Origin of the sequence: Paenibacillus sp. FSL H7-0357 (genome assembly GCF_000758525.1) — a bacterium.
In the GTDB taxonomy this organism is placed as follows: domain Bacteria; phylum Bacillota; class Bacilli; order Paenibacillales; family Paenibacillaceae; genus Paenibacillus_AQ.
This window is the reverse complement of record NZ_CP009241.1, coordinates 6,455,414-6,479,909: the sequence shown is the minus strand read 5'-3', so window position 1 is coordinate 6,479,909 and position 24,496 is coordinate 6,455,414. Positions and strand designations below refer to the sequence as shown.

At 48.2% G+C, this 24,496-nt stretch carries 20 protein-coding genes; 13 read left to right on the top strand and 7 right to left on the bottom strand.

Translation table 11 applies throughout. The features are described from left to right. Positions 1-93 precede the first annotated feature (93 nt). The 6 genes from H70357_RS28515 to H70357_RS28490 all read left to right on the top strand — a co-directional run bounded on the left by H70357_RS28515 (position 94) and on the right by H70357_RS28490 (position 8,338). On the top strand, positions 94-1,389 hold the full coding sequence (locus tag H70357_RS28515) for an ABC transporter substrate-binding protein (protein ID WP_038596339.1): 1,296 nt from the start codon (positions 94-96) through the stop codon (positions 1,387-1,389). 89 nt (positions 1,390-1,478) lie between these two features. Further along, a complete protein-coding gene (locus H70357_RS28510; protein WP_038596336.1) occupies positions 1,479-2,363 on the top strand; it encodes a carbohydrate ABC transporter permease in 885 nt (294 codons plus the stop codon). A 12-nt stretch (positions 2,364-2,375) separates the two neighbouring features. Continuing rightward, positions 2,376-3,203 carry a carbohydrate ABC transporter permease gene (locus tag H70357_RS28505; protein WP_038596333.1) on the top strand — a complete coding sequence of 276 codons (828 nt, stop codon included), beginning with the start codon at positions 2,376-2,378 and terminating at the stop codon, positions 3,201-3,203. Between the two features lie 23 nt (positions 3,204-3,226). Then, complete coding sequence (locus tag H70357_RS28500) at positions 3,227-4,873, top strand: bifunctional metallophosphatase/5'-nucleotidase (protein WP_081965979.1); 1,647 nt, start codon at positions 3,227-3,229, stop codon at positions 4,871-4,873. A gap of 370 nt (positions 4,874-5,243) precedes the next feature. Further along, positions 5,244-6,272 carry an ABC transporter substrate-binding protein gene (locus H70357_RS28495; protein WP_038596330.1) on the top strand — a complete coding sequence of 343 codons (1,029 nt, stop codon included), beginning with the start codon at positions 5,244-5,246 and terminating at the stop codon, positions 6,270-6,272. Positions 6,273-6,280: 8 nt separating this feature from the next. Continuing rightward, complete coding sequence (locus H70357_RS28490; RefSeq protein WP_052092307.1) at positions 6,281-8,338, top strand: iron ABC transporter permease; 2,058 nt, start codon at positions 6,281-6,283, stop codon at positions 8,336-8,338. Between the two features lie 68 nt (positions 8,339-8,406). Here the strand turns inward: H70357_RS28490 and H70357_RS28485 are convergent, their stop codons facing one another. Then, on the bottom strand, positions 8,407-8,976 hold the full coding sequence (locus tag H70357_RS28485) for a hypothetical protein (RefSeq protein WP_038596328.1): 570 nt from the start codon (positions 8,974-8,976) through the stop codon (positions 8,407-8,409). A gap of 199 nt (positions 8,977-9,175) precedes the next feature. Then, positions 9,176-10,672, bottom strand: a complete 1,497-nt coding sequence (locus H70357_RS28480; RefSeq protein ID WP_038596325.1) for a DHA2 family efflux MFS transporter permease subunit — start codon at positions 10,670-10,672, stop codon at positions 9,176-9,178. A 233-nt stretch (positions 10,673-10,905) separates the two neighbouring features. Between H70357_RS28480 and H70357_RS28475 the strand changes: the two genes are divergently transcribed. The 4 genes from H70357_RS28475 (at position 10,906) to H70357_RS28460 (ending at position 13,986) form a co-directional block, all read left to right on the top strand. After that, positions 10,906-11,478 (top strand): TetR/AcrR family transcriptional regulator, encoded by a 573-nt coding sequence (locus H70357_RS28475; RefSeq protein ID WP_038596323.1) that lies wholly within the window; start codon positions 10,906-10,908, stop codon positions 11,476-11,478. A gap of 86 nt (positions 11,479-11,564) precedes the next feature. Beyond that, positions 11,565-12,254, top strand: coding sequence for a TetR/AcrR family transcriptional regulator (locus H70357_RS34615; RefSeq protein ID WP_052092306.1), 690 nt, complete (start codon positions 11,565-11,567; stop codon positions 12,252-12,254). A gap of 62 nt (positions 12,255-12,316) precedes the next feature. Continuing rightward, positions 12,317-13,240, top strand: coding sequence for an ABC transporter ATP-binding protein (locus tag H70357_RS28465; protein ID WP_038596320.1), 924 nt, complete (start codon positions 12,317-12,319; stop codon positions 13,238-13,240). Next, positions 13,237-13,986 (top strand): ABC transporter permease, encoded by a 750-nt coding sequence (locus H70357_RS28460; protein WP_038596318.1) that lies wholly within the window; start codon positions 13,237-13,239, stop codon positions 13,984-13,986. The genes H70357_RS28465 and H70357_RS28460 overlap by 4 nt, the downstream gene beginning before the upstream one ends. A 17-nt stretch (positions 13,987-14,003) precedes the next feature. Here the strand turns inward: H70357_RS28460 and H70357_RS28455 are convergent, their stop codons facing one another. The 5 genes from H70357_RS28455 to H70357_RS28430 all read right to left on the bottom strand — a co-directional run bounded on the left by H70357_RS28455 (position 14,004) and on the right by H70357_RS28430 (position 20,440). After that, on the bottom strand, positions 14,004-15,401 hold the full coding sequence (locus H70357_RS28455; protein WP_339225705.1) for an ATP-binding protein: 1,398 nt from the start codon (positions 15,399-15,401) through the stop codon (positions 14,004-14,006). 2 nt (positions 15,402-15,403) lie between these two features. Then, the gene (locus tag H70357_RS28450; RefSeq protein WP_038596316.1) at positions 15,404-16,090 is read right to left on the bottom strand and encodes a response regulator transcription factor; all 687 of its coding nucleotides are present in this window, start codon (positions 16,088-16,090) and stop codon (positions 15,404-15,406) included. Between the two features lie 20 nt (positions 16,091-16,110). Then, entirely contained in the window at positions 16,111-17,580 is a 1,470-nt protein-coding gene (locus tag H70357_RS28445; protein ID WP_038596313.1) for a hypothetical protein, read from the bottom strand. A gap of 156 nt (positions 17,581-17,736) precedes the next feature. Next, positions 17,737-18,633 (bottom strand): ATP-grasp domain-containing protein, encoded by an 897-nt coding sequence (locus tag H70357_RS28440; RefSeq protein ID WP_038596311.1) that lies wholly within the window; start codon positions 18,631-18,633, stop codon positions 17,737-17,739. A gap of 766 nt (positions 18,634-19,399) precedes the next feature. Further along, positions 19,400-20,440 carry a LacI family DNA-binding transcriptional regulator gene (locus tag H70357_RS28430; protein ID WP_038596306.1) on the bottom strand — a complete coding sequence of 347 codons (1,041 nt, stop codon included), beginning with the start codon at positions 20,438-20,440 and terminating at the stop codon, positions 19,400-19,402. A gap of 479 nt (positions 20,441-20,919) precedes the next feature. On the opposite strand from H70357_RS28430, the gene H70357_RS28425 reads away from it, so the two are divergent. The 3 genes from H70357_RS28425 to H70357_RS28415 are packed head-to-tail and all read left to right on the top strand — an operon-like array spanning position 20,920 to position 24,390. Then, positions 20,920-21,822 (top strand): ABC transporter permease, encoded by a 903-nt coding sequence (locus H70357_RS28425; RefSeq protein ID WP_052092700.1) that lies wholly within the window; start codon positions 20,920-20,922, stop codon positions 21,820-21,822. A 17-nt stretch (positions 21,823-21,839) separates the two neighbouring features. Beyond that, a complete protein-coding gene (locus H70357_RS28420) occupies positions 21,840-22,721 on the top strand; it encodes a carbohydrate ABC transporter permease (RefSeq protein ID WP_038596304.1) in 882 nt (293 codons plus the stop codon). Positions 22,722-22,779: 58 nt separating this feature from the next. Beyond that, the gene (locus H70357_RS28415) at positions 22,780-24,390 is read left to right on the top strand and encodes an ABC transporter substrate-binding protein (RefSeq protein WP_038596301.1); all 1,611 of its coding nucleotides are present in this window, start codon (positions 22,780-22,782) and stop codon (positions 24,388-24,390) included. Positions 24,391-24,496: the final 106 nt, after the last annotated feature.

Sequence of the window (24,496 nt, the reverse complement as noted above, 5' to 3'; positions counted from 1 at the left end):
AACCAATATATATCCATTCGAACCTAGCTTCACACTTGTTAAGATTGTATCTGTAGCTCGTATCCGTAAATTTTGAAAGGTGGTCCAAATCAGATGTTTGGTAAAAAGTTTGGGGTTATTGCAGCATCCGTCGCGCTTGTTAGTGTAGTGCTTACTTCTTGTGGAGGTGCGGAAGTAAACAATGGAGGGACTCAGAACAAGGAAGCGACAGCAGCGGATAGTAAGAAATCTATCACGTTATGGATATTCGATGCAGATCCGATGTACCAAGCAACTGCCGAAGCTACCGCAGCGGAAATTGGCGCTGAACTGAATTATGAATACATACAAGATGAGACATACAAAACTAAACTAAGTGTTGCGCTTGCCGCAAATGAACTTCCGGATGTTTTCCAACAGCATGCCGGAAAGTCATACCGGACCCCTGTTCTGCAGTCGAAGACAGTTGCTCCAGTGAACGATACACTGGATTCCACGGGACTAGGCTCGCAATTTCTGGACAATCAGTTGGTAACAGAGGAAGATGGCAACATCTATTCTGTTCCTTCCAACATCAGTACAACACTGGTTCTTTATTATAACAAAAAGCTGATGGGCGAGCTTGGCGCTTCTGCTCCAACAACGTGGGATGAGCTTCAGGCATTGATTAAAACCGCAAACGATGAAGGTGTGATCCCAATCGCACTCGGCGGAAAAGAAAGATGGCAGGCAGATCTGCTCTACAACATGCTTGTAGCGCGTGAGGACGTTAATGCCTTCGATGAGGCGATTAAAGGACAAGCTAAATTCACAGACGCACCATTTGTTGATGCAGCGAATCAGGTGGTAACATTGGTGAACTCAAATGCCTTCCAAAAGGGTTTCCTCGGCTCCGCCTACCTGGATGCACAAGAACTGTTTAAGAATGATAAAGCCTTGATGTGGATCGACGGCAGTTTTAACTTCACTTCTCTGTCGACTGCAATGGGCGACAATTTGGGGTATATCGCATTTCCGAAAACAGGTGCAGAAGAGATCCACAGTTCAACAATCGGTTTCCAGAATGCTGAGGCGCCTTACTCATTGTTTGTCAACAACAGCTCCAAAAATGTGGATGCAGCCAAAGAATTTGCCATTCGCATGTCTTTGAAGCTCAATGACGAATTTGTTAGAAAAGGTCTGCCCGGATATGCCAAAAGCGACGTTAAGTCTGAATCACAGAATGAGCAGCTTTCAGCTTACGCTACAGATATCGGTAAAACCACTAAAACGCAGGCGATGTGGTTCGGTCTGCTTTCAGCAGATGCAGGTCAGGAATATCGTGATCTGACACAGCAGCTATATGGTGGCGTGTTGACAGCTGAGCAGTTCACAACTGAACTGGAAACCTTGCTTCGCAAGGCAGAGTAAGCTGTAGCGTTTCAAAAATATATTCTGGGAAAAGCGATGCAGTCAGTTGGACCGCATCGCTTTTCTGCAACTTGACAGGTGGGTAAGTGATGGAAAAAGCGCTCTCTAATAAAAAAATATTAGCTTTGTTTTTATTGCCCGGATTAATCGTGTTTCTGATCTTCTATTTTGTGCCTATTTTGATTACAGCCTATTACAGTCTCCAAGATTGGGACGGCATCAATCCCATGACCTTCATTGGACTAGACAACTACATTGAGATGTTTACGGTTGATAAAAGCTTTTGGCAGGCGGTATGGAACAGCTTCGCCTTTTTGCTTGTAGGTGTGTTTATCCAGTTGCCGATTTCGTTTGCCTTGGCGATGCTGGTCTCCCGAAAAATGAAGGGGCGTAAATGGTTCCGCAATATTTACTTTTTCCCTGTAGTGATGTCAACAACAATGGTGAGCCTGCTATGGGTCAAAATCTATGATCCGAACATCGGCATGCTGAACACGTTGATGGATGCCATGGGACTGGGCAGTTGGACACAAGCGTGGCTTGGGGACACTAAGACGGCACTACTGTCCGTATTAATCGTAACCACTTGGCATTACGTTGGTTACAATATGCTGATCCTGTTCGCCGGAATGCAAGGTATCCCGGAACAGTATTATGAAGCAGCGAAGCTGGACGGAGCGACAGGCTGGAAAGCGGTACGTTACATCACCTTTCCTTTATTATCCGATGTGTTGCGGATCTGTATCGTCCTGAACGTTATATATGCACTGAAAACATTCGAAAGTGTGTATGTGATGACTAACGGAGGACCGCTTGATTCAACAACTGTGATTGCGCTAAAAATGTTCCAGGAAGCGTTCCTGAAGCAGAATTTCGGTTACGGCAGCGCGCTTGCTGTATTTATGGTGCTGGAATGTCTCATTATTGCCTGGGTGATTAATAAGTTGTTGACCCAGGAGAAAATTGAATATTAAGGAGGACAGGTCATGCTCAATAAAACGAAAAATACAGCCATTTACATACTGATGATCATCATCGCCGTCCTCCAGTTGTTCCCGCTCTACTGGCTTGTGGTAAGTGCGTTTAAGGATAACTCGGAGATTATTGGCGGAGCGGTCTGGGCGTTGCCCACCAAATGGCGTTTAGACAATTTTACAGAGGCTTGGGTAAGCGCTAAAGTCAGCCAATACTTTTTCAACAGTGTGACCGTCACGCTGGTTACACTCTTTTTTGTGCTTCTGTTTGCTTCAATGATGGCGTATGCTTTGACACGCATGAAATTCAAATATAACGGTGTGATTTTGTTCGTTCTATTGATGGGCGTCATGGTTCCAATTCACGCTACGCTAATCCCGCTCTTTATGATACTGAAGAATCTTGGCATTCTCAGTTCGAGATTATCGATTATTTTGCCGTATATTGCTGTGAATTTGCCTATTGGCGTATACATGCTGTCGGCTTTTCTGCGGACCATGCCGAAGGAACTGGAGGAAGCTGCGTTTATGGACGGCTGCGGAGTCGTTAAATCCTTCTTCAAAGTTGTGCTACCCTTGCTGAAGCCACCGCTCGCTTCGGTAGCGATCTTCGTGTTTTTAGCCGTATGGAATGAGCTCCTCATGGCTGCGACCTTTATTCAAAAGCAAGAGCTGCGGACGTTGCCGCTGGGCCTGATGAATTTCAGCGGTCAATACAGCATTAGCTGGGGACCGCTCGCAGCAGCCATGGTCATATCGACCCTTCCCATTCTACTGGCCTACGTGCTGTTCAGTGACCAGATGGAGAAGAGTTTTACCGCAGGTGCAATTCTGAAGTAAAGAGACGAGAGAAGGATGGAATTATGTTTGAACGGGCGGACACCAGTAATATATTGAATATCGTAATTATTGCCACCTCGGATCTTCACGGAAATCTGTGGGGCTATCGTTACGAAGACGGTGTGGATACAACAAATGACGGGATGGCCAGAGTCGCCTCCTATGTCCGGGAGATCAGACAGAGTGGAGCCGAGGTCATTCTGATTGATAATGGTGATGTGTTCCAAGGCAATATGCTGACTGATGATGTCTTCAATAAGCGGCTGGATAGTGTACATCCGGTCTCAGTGGCGCTGAATGCAATGGGATATTCGGCCATGACCTTGGGCAATCATGAATTTAACTTTGGTCTTGCCCTGATTGAGAAATTCAGGCGGGAGCTGGAATTTCCAGTGCTTGCTGCGAATGCCTGTTATCTCAATGGGGAACTGTTTGCAGAGCCTTATACGCTTGTTGAGGTACAAGGTATTAAGATTGCTGTTATCGGTCTGACTAACCCTAATGTCCCGCGCTGGGACGGTGGGAAGGTGGATGCTCTGCGCTTTGGCCCCATGGCTGAAACGGCACAGAGGATTGCAGCCTCACTGAGGGCTGAAGGTAAGGCTGACATTATTATGATCAGCGCGCATGCGGGAATGGTGGCGGAATTCGATGAAGAAGGCGGTTCGGATGCCGCTGAACACATTGTCCGGCTGGTTCCTGAGGCTGATGTGCTTCTGGTCGGTCATATGCACATTACGGTTAAAGAACGTACCGGCGATACCGTCATTGGAGGACCGCGCGACCGGGGGCGGGAAGTGGTACGCTTCGACCTTACGGTCGAGCTTGGCGGTGAAGGACCCCGGGTTGTGAACCGGGAAGTCTCGATTGTTGATATGGCCGGCTGGGAGCCGGACCCGGATTTCCGGAGTCTGGTCTCAGAAGCGCATGAAGAAACGCTTCGCTTCATCGAGCAGGGAGGTGGAGTATCCTCAACAGAAATGGACGGTGGCGTTCTGGGCTATGCAACAGCCGACTTCCAGCCACAGGATGAAACCAGTGGCGTACCAGCGGGAAGATTGCGGGATACAGCAGTCATTACATTGATTCAGAAGGCGATGCTTGAGGCCAGCGGTGCGGATGTTGCCGCCACGAGCCTTTTTTCGGACAAGGCGGATTTGAAGCAGGGCCCATTGACGTACGCTGATGTGTACCGCATTTATCCATTCGATAATTTGCTGTACGTTGTCACTGTAACCGGCAAAGAGCTTAAAGCTTATATGGAAGCCTCAGCAACGCATTTCAAACAGTGGCAGCCAGGTAACTCTGCGATTAGTATCAACCCCGAGGTGCCGAGTTATCTCTATGATATGTTCGCCGGTATCGATTATCAGATCGACCTGTCGCAACCCTCCGGTAGCCGGATCATAAATGTGATGTTCAAAGGCAAACCGCTTGCCGATACCGAACAGCTGCAGCTTGCGGTCAACAATTATCGCTACAGCAGCTTATTGAAGGCGTCCAAATTGGTTAGCGCGACAAAACATTGGGAATCGGCATGCAGCATCCGTGATATGCTTGTAAGCTACATCCGGGATCGTAAGACGTTATCACCGGAAGTTGATGACAACTGGTCCATTGTTGGGATCAACCGGCAGAGTGTTTCTGAACTTAGTGATAAGGCTAAATAATCAAGAATCCTTGATATACCAGGTTTCTTATCAGGGAGGACATAAACAGTAAAAAGGCTCCAAACGTCAATACCGCTTGTCATCTACTCAATAATTCCGGCAAACTGCATCTAGTTTGCCGGAATTATTTGTGTCCAGGGCTATGCTCTCTGTGTTTTTGATCAGCGGCTGCATGCTTGAGCAAATTAGCCGCAAGAGAAAGCTACCCGACCTCAAGCATCACTTTCTCCATAAATTTAAATTTTAACTTTGACATTCCGGGAAATCGCATATAAGATAGCTAATATGAATAGAAATGATAATCATTATCAATATAACGATAATGATTATCATAGAGAACTTATATCTGAATATCAGGGGGATTTACAAAATGCACAAAAGGTTGTTGAGTTTAGTTCTGGTTATTGCTGTCATACTGGTTGTGGCAGGTTGTGGATCCAACAATACGAAAAGTCCGGCAGCTAACGAAAGCGCAACTGGCAATGCCACTGCAACTGCAACGAATGCTGGCAGTGAAGCGGCGAGTGGCCCGATTGTACTGAAGGATGCTAAAGGTGAGGTTAAGCTGGACAAGCCTGCGCAAAAGGTCGTAGTGCTGGAGTGGACATTTACTGAAGATATTATTGCCCTCGGCATGCAGCCGGTAGGGAATGCCGATAACGAAAACTATAAGGTGTGGGTAACTGGCGAAGCGCCCCTGGATGCAGGCGTGACTGATGTCGGTACACGCGGTGAGCCGAATCTGGAGACGATTGCGGCGCTGAAGCCGGATTTGATTATTGCGAATACAGACAGCCATGAAGCCATCTATGAGCAATTGAAGGGCATTGCGCCAACGCTGATTTTCGGCCTGTATCCGCCTGAAGGCCAAGGCGATCAATACACGATGATGGAAGACATCTTCAAAACGATTGCAGCCGCTGTCGGCAAGACCGCGGAAGGTGATAAGGTCCTGGCAGATTTGGATGCGCATTATGCGGATGCCAAGACGAAGCTGGCCGCTGCAGGCAAGGAAGGCTTGAACTATGTACTGACGCAAGCCTACAGCTATCAGAATGCAGCGACGATGCGTCTCTTTACGGATAATTCTCTGGCGGTACAGACGCTGGACCGGATCGGCTTAAAAAACGATTGGAAACCCGAAGCTTTTGAGGCTTACGGATTCAGCACATCGACAGTTGAAGCATTGCCTGCGGTTCAGGATACCAATCTGATCTATATCGTCCAGAAGGATGATGATATTTTCTCGAACGAGCTGAAGGATAATTCCGTCTGGAAAGGCCTTACCTTCGTGAAGGAGAAACGCACCTTTGGATTAGGCAGCGCAACTTGGGTGTTCGGCGGTCCGGTCTCCTCCAAGGTTATCGTGGATGAAGTTGTAAATAGTTTAACGAAATGAGTACTTTGATGAACGAGAATAGTAGCAAGGAATCCTCAATCGGAATGACCTGGCGGCTAATTGGAATATTTGGGGGCGGCCTTGCCGTCCTCTTCGTTCTATTCCTCCTGAGCCTCGGCTTCGGAGAGGCCAAAATTCCGGCAGCCACCCTATTGGATGGATTGCTGAACCGCCAGGATGTGATGGAGCATAATCTGCTCTGGGATATCCGGATGCCCCGTACGGTTATCGGGATTCTGGCCGGGGCTGCTTTAGCTGCGGCTGGTGCATTACTGCAAACCATAACGAAGAACCCGCTCGCATCCTCGGATACGCTGGGGATTAATGCCGGGGCTTACTTTATGGTTGTCCTAGGTGTGGTTGCTTTCCCGGCTATGCAGCAGCAGTTCCCGTTTTTGCTGGCAGCGGGAGGGGGACTTCTGGCGGCAATGGCCGCCTATTTCCTGGGTGGAGGCAAGGCGGCCACGCCTGTCCGGCTGGCATTATCGGGTATGATCGTATCTATGGTATTGGGTGCGTTCACATCTGCCTTACATATCTTCAAACAGACGGAAACACAAAATTTATTCTTATGGGGCGCAGGTTCCCTGATTCAACTGGACTGGGATGGTGTCCGGTACGCTTGGCCTTTCGTCCTTGCACTGATTGGGGCGGCAGTATTCGCCGGCCGGCAATTCGATGCGCTTGAGCTTGATGAGTCAACCGCCCGTTCGCTGGGACAGCGTGTAGGGTTAACCCGGGCAGTGGGCCTGGGCATATCCGTGCTCATGGCTGCGATCGTGGTCAGTGTGGTCGGACCGATAGGTTTCGTCGGTCTGGTCGCTCCGCATCTGGTCCGGCTTAGCGGTATCCGCAAGCATCGCCTGCTTATTCCCGCGAGCGCCTTGTGGGGAGCATTGCTCATTACGGCAGCGGATACGCTTGCGCGTGTGGTGCGGAGCAATGTAGGTGAGATACCGGTCGGTGCGGTTATGGCGATTATTGGAGCGCCATGGCTCATTTGGCTGGTGCTTACCAAGATGAAGAATATTTCCGGTTCAGGCTCCGGACAGTCATCCATGAGCGTTGGGGGAGCCGCGCTGCGTATGCGTTTTGTTCCTACGGCGATATTCATGACCGCACTGCTCCTCGTTGTCATCCTTGTGAGCTTATCGCTTGGGGGAACGAGAATTCCGCTGGCTGATTTGCTGGGCAGTCTTATTCCCGGGGGAGATCAATCGTTTTCTGTGCTGCTGAATCTGCGGCTTCCGCGTACTCTCGTTGCAGCTTGCGGAGGTATCGCGCTGGCCGTCAGCGGTGTCTTAATTCAAAGCGCTGTCCGCAATCCGCTGGCCGACGCTTCGATTATCGGCGTGACCTCAGGCGCCGGGCTTGGTGCGATGATCGTACTGTTCGTATGGCCTGCATTGACGGTAGTTGTTTTACCTTTAGCCGCAATTGCAGGTGGGGTTGTCGCAGCAGCCTTTGTATTCTTTCTGGCCTGGCGTAAAGCCTTGAATCCGTCCGTGCTCATCCTGCTCGGAATCGCTATATCGGCCGTCGGCTCTGCGGGCATACAGGTTATGATCGTTAAGGCAAGCCTGTGGAGCAGCAGTTCCTTTATTTGGCTGACGGGTTCGACCTATGGCCGGGGCTGGAATCAGTTTTACAGCCTGTTTATCTTTCTGATTGTCCTTGTGCCGATTGCATATTATCTGGGCCGGAAATTTGATTTGCTGGCGTTTGGCGACGAGAGTTCAACAGGTTTTGGCTTGCCGGTTCGGGGAACGCGGCTGTGGGCTATGATTATTGGCGTTTTGCTTGCAGCGGGAGCCGTTGCCAGCGTAGGGACAATCGGATTTCTCGGGCTTATGGCACCGCATGCAGTACGGATGATGATCGGGCATCACACGAGACGCTCCATTATTTTGTCGGGACTGCTGGGGGGATTAATGCTGGTCATTGCCGATACGATTGGAAGAACCATAATGGCCCCGATAGAAATACCGTCAGGCCTGATTATTATGATCATTGGAGCTCCATATTTCCTGTTTCTAATGTACCGTTCACTTGTCAGCAAGAAGTAAAAGGGATGAAGAGAACTAGAATGACTTAAAACCGGTACCTTTTAGGTATCGGTTTTTTGTTTGTACGCTCAGTCAATTGTATAAATCACCCAGTCTCCCGGGTCGTTCTGACCAAGAGCGTACATCATTTTGACATCCTCAATCGTCTGAGTATTCGTATCCAAACGTTGTCCGGTAACGGTAATGTGTAAATTATCATTCATCGGATTTGGCTCAATGCTCTCGATCGCTGTAAACCGATACTGGAATTGTTCGCTGTAATAATACTTCATAGCGTCAACCAGCTTTTCATTCACAAAACCAGCATTATAATCCGTGTTGTTATGCTCAACCAACGCTGCAAGATTCTTTTCGAGTGCGGAAAGCGCCGATACGTTTTCTTCAGTTAACTGATCTTCGTAGGATTTCAGGTTTATGAACATTCCCGAATCAAAATTAGATACATCCTCCAGATTTGTCTCCGTAATATCTTGTTCTTTTACCCCGCTATTACCGTTCAACGGACTTTGGGATACTGTCGGTTTAACATCGTTTCCGGGTGTATTTACTGCTGTGTTGGATTTATTTAGACCTCCAGCGCACGCGGTTAAGAGGATGAAAGCCGTCAATAGGATGGAAACCAGGGTAGATTTAAGCATTGTATCCCACCTTTTTTGAATATGATAATAAGACGACATTGCTTATGGAAAGTTGCATTTGGCTTCATACAGACATGTAGAATGTGCCGGAACAAGAATAGAGCCCTTCCGGCTTCCTATTGGGAAGCGAAAGGGCTGGAAAGTTGTGCGTTCTAGTTATCTGGAACTTCGTCGTGGTGTGTACTGGTTATTCTGTAATCTAGACTTCTTCCGCAGTGATCGTTTTCAGCTTCTGTCCGGGCTCTTTCCCGGAGGTTTGTCCCACTTGTTTGATGAAGAAGGAGAGCAGCAATCCGAGAATACCGATTCCCACAATTACGAGATAGGCGTCATTGATGCCCTGAATCGAAGCTTCCATTATCATGTGCTCCTGTGTTGCGCCCTTGGCGCCACCTGCAGCCATCATCTCCTGCATATGAGTCGTGGTACGGCTTGTCATCACCGTTACAAGCAGAGAAGTGCCCACGGCACCGGCCACTTGTCTAACGGTATTGGAGATGGCTGTACCGTGCGCATTAAGCTTGGCTGGCAATTGATTCAGCCCTAAGGTTTGTATAGGCATGAGGAGCAGAGCCATCCCGATCCGCCGGCCTGTGGACATAAGTACCAGATAACTGTAGCTGGTCGAGTCTGTCAAGTTCACAAAGCTTAGCGTCGTCGCAATCGTGATCAGTAGACCGATGATGGCCAGCCATTTTGCGCCGAACCGGTCAAACAGCTTGCCTGTGACCGGCATGAGCAGTCCCATTATAAGCGCGCCGGGAAGCAGCAGCAGGCCAGATTCCATGGCCGTATATCCGCGCGCATTCTGAAGATACAGAGGCAGCAGCATCATATCGGCGTACATCACGATCGTAACCGCGATACTTATGACAGTGGTTAAAGAGAACATATTGTATTTAAAGGCCCGGAGATCAAGAAGCGGGTTTTGGGAAGCCAGCTGCCGCCAAGTAAAAAAGGCAAGAGAAAGGATGCCTGCACCGAGAGACAAAAGCACCTCCGCGCTCGACCAGCCTGCGCTTGCAGCCCGGCTGAAGCCATACAGCAAAGTTCCAAAACCGATGGTGGAAAGGATGACGCTGATCATATCAATTTTGGGATAAGAACGTGTCGATACATTCCTCAAATAAATAAATCCGCAGATGATCACAATGACAGTAAGTGGGATCATCCCGTAAAACATCGTTTCCCAGGTGTAATGTTCCAGAATATATCCGGCCAGAGTTGGCCCTATCGCAGGTGCAAAAATAATCGCTAACCCGACCATACCCATGGCTGCTCCCCGCTTTTCACGAGGGAAGAGGGCTAATATGACATTGGTAAGCAGCGGCATAATAATCCCGGCGCCGGCTGCCTGAATCATGCGCCCGGTCAGCAGAAGGGGGAAGCTTGTGGCAAGGGCCGATACGATCGTTCCTGCCAGGAAAATAAACATGGAAGTCTGGAAAAGCTCACGCGTAGTAAATCGTTGCATTAAATAAGCCGTAATCGGAATCAGCACTCCGTTAACGAGCATATAACCTGTTGTCAGCCACTGGGCTGTTGCCGCTGAGATGTTAAAATCAATCATTAATCCCGGCACGGCAACGCTCATCACTGTCTGATTCAACGTCGCAAGAAAGGCTCCCAAAATCATAATGAATAAGATGGGTCCCTTTTTTATGGAACTGCTTGTTGCTTCTATTTCTTTACTCACTCCACTCCATCCTTTCAAATCGTAGATCTTGGACTTAATATACAAAGTGTTGTATAGTTTACAATGTATAAATCAGATTATAAATGAAATTTACATGTAAGCAAGCAACGCTTTCTGAAAAAGTGTTTATTAGTTTACAGTTAATTCGGATTTGTAGTTTTACTGTTTAAAAAGCTACAATTATATAGAAGATGTAGTTTACGATGTGAAAGCAGAAGAATGGAGCGAGAAGAATGAATAAAACAACGTCGCGAACAGATCCACGCATACTCCGCACGCGTCAATTGCTTAGAAATGCCGTGATTGAACTGCTAGAGGAAATGGACATCGAGAAAATTTCAGTAAACCGCATTGCAGAGCGGGCAAAAATCAATCGCGTTACGTTTTATCTGCATTACCGGGATCTCCCGGATATGCTGGAGAAGATGGCAGATGATATGGTCGAGGACATTCATCAGGTAGTAAACAATCATTCGGAGTTGGCAGACAAGGAGGATTGGCCGCTGCTGGAGAACCTTCTCAAGCATATTGAGGAGAATGCAAGATTTTACAAAGTTATTCTTACATCGAGACAAATTACGATCTTCACGGATCGTTTGTTCAAGCTGCTGTCGGAAATGATTGCTGAAAGACTGGAGCGAAAGCAAGGTGACCCGGGGGACTCATCAGCAAATATACAAAGAGAGATCGCCATTTGGTACGGTTCCGCAGCCTTGATTGGTACGATTGTCGCCTGGCTTCGAAAGGACATGCCCTATACACCGTCCTATCTGGCCAGACAAATAACGTTGCTCCGCTCTCAATAACAGATCAATAGAATATAGGTGCTCTTGACTTCGGTAGTACATTTAAATATAATCTAACCAGTTAGTTATAAAAAGAGGTGAAAACCATGACGCCAGCAGAGAGCGGGAGCAAGGGCAACGGCAAGCGAAGTTCACGGACTTACGATGCAGCCCGAACCAAGGGGATGATTCTTGACGCTGCGGAGGAGACGTTTGCCGAGCTTGGTTATTCAGCAGCACGAATCGACGGGATTGCGAAGGCTTCGGGGTATAACAAAAGCCTGATTTATCAGTATTTCGGCGATAAGCTGGGACTTTACACCGAAGTAGTCAAACGTGCCGACCAGATTAGTGAGCAGGTAACCGGGGCGGCAATCGCTGAGCTGTTGAAGAACCCAAGTCTCATGAGTGACCCTGTTGTATTCAAAAGTTTTCTGGAGAAGATTACCCGGCAAATGTATGAGTTTCTCCTGGAGTACCCGCGATATTTGAAAATCCTGTTCTGGGAGGCCGCTGAGGATTGGAAGACCTGGAATCAAATCACCTACCGCCCGGATGATATGACTCAGCTGCATGAGCTGGCCATAGCCGCGAAGCAGAATGGAATCCTCCGGCAGGATTTCGATCCGGCGATGTTTCCGATTCTGATTCTGAATGTGACGACAGCGACGCTTCAGTCCTTTTCACGGTATAAGGAAGTGATGGGCAAGCTGGACTCCCCGGAGATGAAGGAGCACACCATGGATCAGATTGCGAAGTTTGTCATTTATGGTGTCATGGAGCCATCTTTACTCTAGAAGATGGCTTTTATTTTCATCAAATATAACTAACTAGTTAGTTTATAAAAGGAGGCGATAATGTGAATGCTATTATTCAGACTGAAGGCTTAACGAAACATTACGGAAGCCATCATGCTGTAGACGGAATATCACTGCATGTTGAGCAAGGGGAAATCTACGGATTTCTGGGACTGAATGGTGCGGGTAAAACGACGACGATACGCATGCTGCTGGGGATGATCCGGCCGGATTCCGGAGCTTCCTATTTGTTCGGACAACGTGTGGATGCCGGCAGTCACAAGCTGTGGGCGAACGTCGGATACATGGTGGAGACCCCGTATTCTTATCCTGAGTTAACGGTCCGGGAGAATCTGGAGATCATCCGCCGTCTGCGGGGCATACCGGAACACGATGCCATAGATTCTGTAATGGACAAGCTGCAGCTAACCCCCTACCGGGACCGCAAGGCCGGTAAATTGTCACTCGGCAACGGACAGCGGCTGGGCCTGGCCAAAGCAATGCTGCATAATCCAAAAGTGCTGATTCTGGATGAGCCGACGAACGGACTGGACCCCGCTGGAATTGTTGAGGTTCGGCAGCTGCTTAACGAGCTTGCCCTGACTCACGGGGTGACAATATTTATCTCCAGCCATATCCTGGGCGAGGTCGCCAGACTGGCGACACGGATCGGTATTGTTCATCATGGCAAGCTGCTTCAGGAAACGGAGGTCAGGGAGCTGCAGCATATTCTCCGGAAACATCTGCTTGTGCAGACCCGTAATCCTGAAGCTGCCCGGATAAAGCTGCTCCAGCACGGTTATAAGGTGAAATGGTCCGAGGAAGGGCTGCGGCTCTCCGACGATCATGCGATAGCTAGTCCTGAGCAGATATCGAAGCTGCTGGTCCATGCAAATATGCCGCCCATTCAGTTGAGTGTAGAAGAAGAGGATCTGGAAGCTTATTTTCTTAGAAAAATTGAAACCGGAGGGGGAGCAACAGAATGAATCAATGGTTATCAGCCATAGGAGGGGAAATCTTGAAGCTTCGCCGGTCCAGACTGCTATGGATATCACTCGGCACCAGCATCCTGCTGCCGGTTATGCTGGGGCTCGTATTTTCCGGATCGCTGGGTTCTCAGAACAACATAGAGAGTATATTGGATGTGCCGGGGTTTATGGATGAGCTTGGTTATGTGGTTTCGATCGGAGGATTGATCGGATTCGGTTTTATATACAGTTGGATATTCGGCCGGGAATACTCCGACCGTACGGTTAAGGATTTACTGGCATTGCCGCTTTCCCGTTACAGTGTGGCAGCCGCTAAATTAATGGTTGCCACAGTTTGGTGTGAGGTCCTGGCACTCCTTATGTTTGCGGTTGGAAGCCTTACCGCCTGGTTTGTCCAGTTGGATGGCTGGAGCCTTGAGATCATCGCGCAAAGCTTCAGGGAATATGCTTTGCTCTGTATCATGGTCATCTGTCTATGCATTCCGGTAGCCTGGATGGCCAGCGTTGGACGCGGGTATATGTCTGCGTTTGGGTTCATTGTGCTTACCATTGTGATTTCCCAGCTTGGCAGAGGCATTGGAATTACGGAATATATCCCATGGGCCATCCCCGGGCTCCTCAGCGGCGCTTCGGGGGAGGAAAATGCCCATTTGCAGGCTCTGAGTCTCAGCCTTCCGTATCTGACCGGTGGTATTGGCTTGATCGGCACACTCTCCTGGTGGCGTTATGCTGATCAATCATAATTGATAAAAGGGGCACCTCACTCCACCGGGTAGCGAGGCAGCTCCACGATGACTGAGGTTCCCTTGGTGAATTCGCTCTCGATGCGCAGGCGGCCGCCATGCAGTACGATAATTTCTTTGCAGATGGCAAGGCCCAGTCCGCTTCCGGACTGGCGTGATCTGCCTTTGAAGAATTTGGTCCCGAGCTTCGTGAGGTCGTCAGCTTCGATGCCTTCCCCGTTGTCCGCGACTGTGATGATAATTAGGGTTTCATTATAGTCCGCCGTGAGGCGGACCTCCCCTTGGGCCGGAGTGAATTTGAAAGCATTGTCCAGCAGATTTACAAAAACCTGCTTCAACCGGTTGAAATCGCCGTCCACGGGCAGCGGCTGATCGGGAATATCGGCATAGAGCCGGATTTGTTTGGTCTGGCCCCGGTACCTGAACTGCAGCAGCAGATCCTCAAGCAGACCCCTGAGGTCATAAGGCTGGAGCGAGACCTTTATCTCCCCCGCCTGGAATTTGGAGAAATCCAGTAAATCCTCAACCAGACCAATCAGACGATCCGTTTCCCCGGTCATTACCTCAAGACCCTGCAGGGTCTCTTTTTTATCAGACAAATCACCCACAAGCAGCGTTTCACCCCAGCCTTTGATCGAGGTAAGGGGAGTGCGCAGCTCATGCGTGACGGAAGAGATGAAATCATATTTGATTTTTTCGCTTTTGACCATTTCCTCTGACATGTAATTCAGTGTGACTGCCAAGGTGCCGACCTCATCGTCATACCGCTTTTCCGCCCTTACGTCAAAGTTTCCGGTGGCCATCTCTTTGGCGACAGAGGTTAATTGCTGAATAGGTCCAACGATCCGTTTAGCGATAATCAGGCTGAGTACGAAGCCAAAAAGAATGACGAGCAGCCCGACCCAGGCGGCATTCAGGACAATGTTGATAATAACGTCGTAGAGGGGCTCGGCTGAAACAGAGTAACGCAGTACACCAATGTTCTCCCCGGATTCCCTCAAAGGAATGGAAACGGCCATTATCCGTTCACCGTTGAGAGGGGTAATACTCTGATAGGTCCCCTTGCCGCTGATCAAAGCATCTTTGACGTCAGGGGTCTCAATATGCTCCGAGCTTGCGAAGCCGAATGAATTGATAATGACATCACCTGCCGGACTGAGCACTTCAACCTTGCTGCTCTCTTCAGTCGAAAGATTCTCCAGAATGTACCTGGCCCGTTCATTGATCGAGTAGCCCTCCAGATACTTATTGAAAAAGGTGGCGGAGGTAACGGCCCGGGAAGACAGGGTCTCCATCGCGCTGCCCAGGTAGTAGTAATGGACTGCTACAATAAATACTCCCTCCAGCAGCAGGACGATCAGGAGCAGAACAATGGTGATATAGACGATAAGCCTAGACCTGATTCCCTTCAGCAATGTTAGACCCTCCATAGATAGCCGAATCCCCAGACCGTTTCGAGGTATTGTGGTCCGGAAGGGCCCTGCCCGATTTTTTGGCGGATTCGGCTGATATTAACATCTACAATCTTAAGCTCTCCCATAAAATATTGCCCCCATACGGAGGTAAGAATATCGTCACGGTTCATAGCCTTGTTAGGCTGCTCCATAAGCAGTTTGACGATGGAGAATTCCGTGGGCGTCAGGGGAATCTCGAGCTTGTCTTTCAGTAATTTGCGTTCATCCAGCATCAGTGTGAATGGAGGAAGCTCAATATGGTTCTCTTGTGCGGACACTTCTCCCGGATACATCCGCCGGTAGAGCGACCGGACCCGGGCAACCAGCTCAACCGGACTGAAGGGCTTAACCACATAGTCGTCTGCACCGGCTTCCAGCCCCATCACCTTATCGACTTCCTGGCTTTTGGCAGTCAGCATAATAATGCCAAGCCGGGGGAACATGCCCCGCAGGCGTTCACACACCTCGAAGCCGCTGACACCGGGAAGCATCAGGTCCAGAATAGCAATATCAAAATCCTTCTGATCCCGGGCGGCAGCCAGAGCCTCTTCGCCTGTGGAGGCCTCGACAACCTCGAAGCCCGCACGCTTAAGATTGACAAGCAGAAAATCGCGTATGGGCTTCTCATCTTCCAGTACCAGCACTTTCATGGGTGCCCTCCTTGTTCTACCTATTGCTGGGGCTTCTGGGGCGTGCCGGCCAGCTGCTGCACTTCATCAAGCGTCAGCTTTAGCTGTTCATACTCCTGAAGAGAGGAGCCGGTCAGCTTGCCGGCTGCATCTGCGGATGGAAGAACAGCAACAAGCACGGTCGGCGCTGTACTATCCTCCGTATTTTGCAGCTCATACAGCAGTTTATAGGTTGTGTTCTTCGCCAGCAGTGCCGCTTCGGCAGTCTGCCAATCCTTTTTGGAGATCTGGCGCAGCTCCAGAAGCGGGGCCTGCTCATTAGACGCTGCATTGGTGTAGCTAAACTGGATATGCTCCCAAGCCGTAGGGGATTCCTCCGGGGCCACAAGCTTGTATTTACCGGTCCAGGATTGCGGAATGTGGAAATTGTAGCCCCATCTGTCGAAATGCTCCTCCACAAACTTCAGTCCCGATTGCCCGTCCCACTGATAATATTTGGTGATGAAGGGAGTGGCCAGCGGGGCAAAGCTCTCTGTACCCGCAGGAGGGACAAGGAATCCGATCTCGACAATGCCATCACCGTTAATATCTGAGCTATACAGCGGGTAATCCTTGATCGCCATATTGTTCTCACCCAGCAAACCGTTTGCTTCCGAAACAAGTGGCCCCAGCACAATATCCCTGCTGTCTGCCAATTCGTCACGCTGATAATCCTCTGTTGCAAGTATATCAATAAATTTGTCATTTTCCCAAGTCAGCAGAGAAGTGTAGGAGGAATGTGCACCAACCGCCGCATCAATGAACAGGGCGTTTTTGGATGGCGCTGCTTTTGTAAACAAGGCTTGAAACACATAACCGTCGATGGTCTGGTCAGACAAGGTCTGCAGCTTGCCGTCATGAAGCCGGATTACCTGCAGGTGGGATTGCGGCTGGGTGTCCGTGGTGAACGTTCCCTGGATCAGGGCGATATCTGTCTGACCTTCATTGGTCAGATTGCCGACAACCAGCTGGTCATAAGGCTGCTTGAGCTTTTCGGTCAGCTCACCCCCACTCAGACTGTAGACGGACAGTTCCTTGCTCAAGCCTTCGCCGCCGCTGAACCCTAGCAGCATATCCGCTGCTCCGTCTGCGGTAACATCTATAAACTGTACGTAATCCAGCTCACTGCCGACTCCCGTAATCGTAGTCAGCTTTTTCCAGTCGGCGCCGGGTTTGGACAATACGAGGGTATTGATTTCATAATCCGTTTTGTCCGTCTTATAGAAGGCCAGAATTTCATCCTGACCATCCTTGTCGAGATCCTGCAATTGAATGGCACTGCCGGATTCGGAATTGATGGGCACCGTCAGGTGGGCATTCGCCGGGAGAAAAGACTTCACAATACTTGTAATGGTGCCATCGGCACTGCCCTGCGAAGGGGCCCGGAGTAAATCACTGGGAGTCTTGGGTGCACCGCAGCCTGCAGCAATCATCGATAATAAGAGAAGGGCGCTTAGGCCTGATTTGTTCATAAGATATAATCTCCTTTAGTTCATCTGTGGCTAGTATATCCCAACCCTTCGGCAAAGTAGTTTCAAAATGGTAAAGGCTAAACGGGAGTCTGTTTGGATAGTGCCTTGTATATAAGTGTCCAGCGAAAAGCTAGAGCAGCGGCGGATCGGTCATTATTAGTCTTGAAGTAACCCCTCATAAAACGCTCTGACATCCATCTGCTCGGGCAGGCCCGAAACACCGCCGTCTCCCAGCTCTACAATAATCCAGCTTCCCTCTGCAGTTTTGGCGATGTCCATGGTGAAGAAGCGGCTTGTAATCGTGCGGGCAATTTCCATAAATGGGGTCAGATCCGGCTGATCCTCATCGTAGGTAACATCATCCCAGTAATTCAGAAAAGCTATGATTTGAAGATCCAGAAAAAATATCCGGTATTCCTTGGAAAGCGGCATGCCGCTCTTGTCGTGTGATTGCAGGTACTCCAGAGGAACGAATTCACGGATAACGATTCCTTCGCTCAGTCCAGCCCCCTGTCTTTCGATGAAGTTCCACACCACCCGCTGTACATTGCCGTGGTCTGAAGCATCCGGGATATAGCAGGCATCAACCCATTCGTGCTTTCTTGACTTCACATAGTCCTTGACGATTAAAGGAGATTCGCCGAATACGGTGATTTGTTCGAACAGCTCCTCCCAGTCGGCGGGCTTGCTTGGACTTGTGCGCCAAATGGTGCGCGGTGTCAACGATGCGATCCTCGAATAGGAATAGGGCAAGTAGTGACAGTGAGCATAGGCGGTAGGATCATTGATGAGTTCAATATTCTTTGATTGGAGTGCATGGTAGAGCTGCTCATAATGCTGCGGATTCATCATCCAGCCCCGGTAAATTGCAGATTCCATAGAGAGCGCAGGTGTAATCTGCCGGATGGACCGGGCAGCCTGGCCTTCCATCAAGGCCTCCAGTGAAACGAGCTCCGTCTTGAAGCCGGTTGCTTGAGCTGCATGCCACTCCGTTTCATAATCCATATCCACCCTCTTGGCATCCAGCGGATCCTGGCAGAAAATAATCCTCATAATAATCTCCCTCATCCCTTAAGCTTGTTTACCTTCCATTATACTCTCTTAGGTAGCTCTGCGAAGCCAGCATGCTCAGCGATTACGGAAATCCGGGAACCGGGAAATATTGCGGGACAAATGCCCGCAGCTCATGTGCAGCTAGTAGCATTCAGTGTGTGACACATGTTAATTACAGATTTTTCTTGAAAACTTATAATAATTTGGCATTAGTAAAATAAGGGGATGAAAAGCAGAAATGAAGAGGGACACCGTGTTTTACATTGTAGCGGGAATGATTGCAATTACTCTGCTGTCTAATTTTATTGCGTATCGTTCATTACCGGACCAGATGGGAATACAGGTGAAATCATTCCAGTTCAAGGCTGATGATTTCACAAATTATATTCCCAAGCGGGTATTCCTTTTTTTGATACCGGGTATTCAAATTGTTGCATCTATTTTTAGGGGGGAAAGGAAATCTAAGACCTCTCTGTTAGTGTTGAACACGGTTTTAGTAATTGTGAACAGCTTCACCATTTATATAAATCTTTAGCTATATAAGCTTTAGACTTACCGATCCGGCATAGAATGCAACTGCGGTGAATGTTTGGACTTCCGGCCACTGTTGTCTCCCGATTTCTTGATTTATACCGCTATTTGCGGTTGAAATCCGGAGACAAAGGTGGTCGCTATCGCTCCTACAGTTCCAAAATTCCAGAACAAAAGCATCCCTTCACGTGAAAGGGATGCTTTTGTTGAATGTAAGCGTTTATAGGTTCCACAATCAGCTAATATTCGGGGTGGAATCTCTAATGATTGGTTTCGTGTAGATATGAGAGACCTGATAAGGCTGCTCTGGATAGGTGATGCGTGACAGCAGTATTTCGGCTGCTTTGACGCCCATTTCATTACTGTAGATATGAACGGTGGTAAGGTGAGGCTCAATAATCTTTGATTCCGGGCCGTTATCAAAACCGCAGATGACAATATCACCGGGAATGGAGTGATTCAGATTCTTCAGTGATTTCATAAAGCTTACGGCGATGTAATCGTTCGCACATACAAAGGCGGACGGGAGCTCGGCAATGTCATTCAATCTTTCATCCGCCCAGCCGGGACTGGAGAAAAAGAGATTATCCTCATCGAGAACGCACTGGCCGGGATCTAGCGGGATTCCAGCCTCGGTCAGAGCACGATTAAAACCTACCCATCTTTCATTAAAGCTCCGGCAATGATTATAATCCCCGATAAACCCCAGGGTTTTGTAACCGCCCTCAATCAACTTTTTAGTAAGCTGATAGGTGCTGTGTTCGTTCTCCATTAACAACACGTCCGCCCGGAAATCAGGGTAGCAGACATGTGCGGAACAGTCGATGAAAATGGTCGGAATCTCAAGGCTTGTAATCAGGTTACTGTACTCCAAGTTGAACAGCTCAATACATATGATTCCGTCCACATTGGATACATCGAAATTATTAGGGAGGGACAGAGATTTCTGTTCAATCTCCCGGATGATGTGAATGGACAAATTATATCCTTCTGCACTGATCCGCTTTTCCAGGCCGCTGATCAAAGTCGATCCAAAATGCGAAGTATTCGGCAAATTCTCCGTTAATAAAGCAATGTTTCTCGAGCTCTTTGGCAGGACATTTTCGGTTTCCATTAAAGAAAACTGCTTATATTTCAACTCAATCGCCTTTTTGATAACTTTGTTTCTGGTTTCTTCAGGCAATCCTTCCGTTCCGTTCAAGGCTTTGGAGGCCGTGTTTCTGGAGATCCCCAGAGCATCAGCGATATCCTGTATCGTTACTTTTCCCCGTGCCATATATGTAATTTCACCTCTATATTATTGTTTTCTTTCACTCTGCAAATAGCGGCCGCATACGCTTCGCTTTACTCCCTTAAATGTATAATAGTTTTCTCAAAATAGCAACGTTATTTTTACAAATGCACAATTTAGTTTACATTATGCGATTGTTTTGTTTGGTAACTATTTCTGCGAAAGTGTTTAAAATGAATATATTAAGTTGAATAAATGCTCTTTTTCTAAGAAAAACCACCTATTTATCAATTTTGACAATATTTTCAGGGATTTTAGATACGAAATAATTGTCAAATGAACAAATATATTTTTACAAAATGTATTGACTCATGGTGAAGTCTTTGATAAATTGTAAATGAAGAAGGGCATGAACGTCAAAATGTAAGCCTTTCACTGGTGAAAAACATTGTATAAGAATGGAGGTAAAGGCATTGCATAACTCAATTGAAGTGGATCACAGAAAACTGGTGACGGGGCGGAAGATGTCCCTGTTTGAATATTTGAAGAAACATTACTTCCTTTATTTAATGCTAGCACCGGCACTGATCCTGACCCTTATTTTTAAATACGGTCCTATGTATGGTGCGATTATTGCCTTTAAGGATTTCAGCCCAATCAAGGGAATTATGGGGAGCGAGTGGGTAGGTTTTTACAACTTCGAGAAATTCCTGTCTTCCCCAAACTTCGAAGTGATTTTTATGAATACGCTTAAATTAAGTTTTTTCGGACTAATCTTGAGCTTCCCTGTTCCTATCCTGCTGGCCTTGATGCTCAATCAGGTTCGCCGGGCCGGAGTCAAAAAGAACATACAGTTATTCTTGTATGCCCCTAACTTCATATCCGTCGTTGTAGTGGTCGGCATGCTGTTTATCTTCCTGTCCCCGACAGGACCTATCAACCAGCTTTTTAGCTGGGCTACCGGTGAACCGGTGATGTTCATGTCACGTCCGGAGTACTTCCGCTGGATCTATATTCTTTCGGATATATGGACGGGTGCGGGATGGGCTTCCATTATCTACGTTGCGGCTCTTGCCAATGTGGACCCTGAGTTACATAACGCAGCCAATCTGGATGGTGCTAATCTTCTTCAAAGAATACGTCATATTGATATTCCGACCATTCGTCCGATTATGGCCATTGTGTTTATCCTTGCCGCGGGCGGCATCATGTCGATCGGGTTTGAAAAGGCTTATCTCATGCAAACAGCAACGAACATGCCAACCTCTGAGATTATTCCGACGTACGTTTACAAAATTGGTTTACAGTCCGGTGACTATGCATACTCAGCCGCAGTAGGACTATTCAACTCTATTATCAACGTCATCCTGCTCATTACGGTGAACTTCACAGTGAAGAAACTGAATGAGGGCGAAGGTCTTTTATAAGAAAGGAGCAACAAGTCATGTTCATCAAACATTCCCGGCTGGACCGCTTTATTCTTGTGCTGAACGCCACCTTTTTGACCCTTGCTGTATTGATTGTGGTGCTTCCGCTCATTTATGTGGTGATTGCATCCTTCATGGATCCGTCGATCCTGCTCAGCCAAGGGCTGTCGTTCAAAATTTCGGACTGGTCACTGGAAGGCTATAAGATGATTCTAACCAATCCGGCGATGATCCGAGGATTTGGAAACGCTGTTTTTTACGCCTCTTCCTTTGCTATTCTTACCGTTCTGGTCTCGATCTGTGCGGGGTATGCCTTGTCGGATGACAGGATGAAGGGTAGAGGTTTTTTTATGACAGTGTTCCTCTTTACGATGTTCTTTGGAGGAGGACTGGTCCCGACTTACCTGCTGGTTAAGAATCTGGGGCTGCTGGATACGGTCTGGGCTGTCATCATTCCCGGGGCGGTCAATGTATGGAATATTATTTTGTCCAGAACATTCTTCAAAGGCGTGCCGAATGAGCTGAAGGAGGCGTCCAATGTGGACGGGGCTTCAGAGATGAGGATTTTCTTCAGCATTGTATTACCGCTCTCGAAACCGATCATCTTCGTGCTGGCGCTGTATGCTTTTGTCGGCCAGTGGAATTCATACTTTGATGCCATGATTTATCTCGATAATCCCAACCTCCATCCGTTGCAGCTCGTTCTGCGCTCAATCCTGATTCAGAATCAGGTCGATCCCGGCATGATCGCTGATCAGCTGGCCATGGCGGAAATGAAACGATTATCTGAAATTATCAAGTATGCCGCAATCGTTGTCTCCAGCTTGCCGCTCATTATTATGTATCCGTTCTTCCAGAAGTACTTTGAAAAAGGTGTCATGGTCGGTTCCATTAAATAGGAAACGGCTGCACATAGATAAGTTCTTTCATCCCTATTCACTTTGGAGGTCATATCCTATGAAAAGATCAAAAAGATCAAAAGTGTTGTCAAAAGCAGCTTCTGCGTCTGTACTTGCTTCATTTATGTTCCTTGCCGCATGCGGCGGCGGGGGAGGAAATGCTGCCGGTGAAAAACAGGATCCAAGCGGCAAAGTCACCTTGAACTTCATTACCCAAAGCTCCCCGCTGGCACCGGCCGATCCGAACGAAAAGCTGATTAATAAACGTCTGGAAGAAAAAACGAATGTGCATATCAACTGGAAAAACTTTACCAAAGACGTATTCGTGGAAAAAAGAAACCTGGCGGTGGCAAGCGGTGATCTCCCTGATGCTATTTTTAATGCCGACTACAGTGATTATGAGCTGCTGAAGCTTGCTAAAGATGGTGCTATCGTTCCATTGAACGATCTGATCGAGCAGAATATGCCCAATTTTAAAAAAGTGCTGGAAGAAGCCCCTGAATACAAGAGTATGATTACAGCGCCTGACGGTAAAATTTATGCATTCCCTTGGATTGAAGAGCTTGGGAACGGAAAAGAAAGAATTCAGGCGGTAGACAGCATGCCTTGGATCAACGTGGAATGGCTTAAGAAGCTGGGCCTCGACATGCCGACAACCACGGAAGAATTGAAAAAGGTGTTGATTGCCTTCAAGACCCAAGATCCGAACGGCAACGGTCAGGCAGACGAAATTCCCTTATCCTTTATCAACAAGCCGGGTGCGGAAGATCTGGCATTCCTCTTCGGTTCATTCGGATTGGGCGAGAATCCCGACCATGCGGTCGTAAGCAATGAAGGCAAAGTGATATTTACAGCTAAGGAAGAAGGTTATAAAAAGGCGGTGTCTTTTATCAATGACCTTTATAAAGAAAAACTCATTGATATCGAAGCCTATACCCAAGACTGGAGCACTTACCTGGCGAAAGGTAAAGATCAGAAGTACGGCCTCTACTTCTCTTGGGATAAAGCCAATATCTCCGGAGCAAACGATGCTTATGAAGTAATGCCGCCGCTTGCAGGCCCTGATGGTGAAGTCAACGTAACCAGAACCAACGGTCTCGGTCTAGGCCGCGGCAAGATGGTTGTGACAAGCGCCAATAAAAACCTGGAAACGACAGCGAAATGGGTAGATCAGCTGTATGATCCCGTTCAATCCGTCCAGAACAACTGGGGAACCTACGGGGATGACACACAGCAGAACATCTTCGAATTTGATGAAGCAAAAGGAATGCTGAAGCATTTGCCGCTGGAAGGCGCTGCTCCTGTGGAGCTTCGCGAGAAAACAAGTATCGGCGGACCGCTGGCTATTCTTGATTCCTACTATGGCAAATATACGACCATGCCGGATGATGCCAAAGGGCGTATGGACATCATCAAGAATATCATGGCTCCAAAGATGAAAGCAGAGAATGTAATGCCGAGCGTATTTCATTCGATTGATGAGCTTGACCGCCTGACGACGATTGAAACCGACTTGTTCGCCTATGTACTCAGAATGCGTACAGAATGGTACCAGAACGGAAAAGTCGATGCACAGTGGAATGATTATTTGAAGGAGCTGGACCGTCTTGGCCTGCAGGAGTGGCTTGAAATTAAACAGGCAGGCTACGACAGAGCGACGGGAAAATAGATAAATATAAAAATATATATAAGCTGAACTAAAGTACACCTAGAGGCGAAAGCGGCGGAGGGGAAGTTTGGAACTGCAGGAGCGTAAGCGTCCGCCTGAAAGCTTT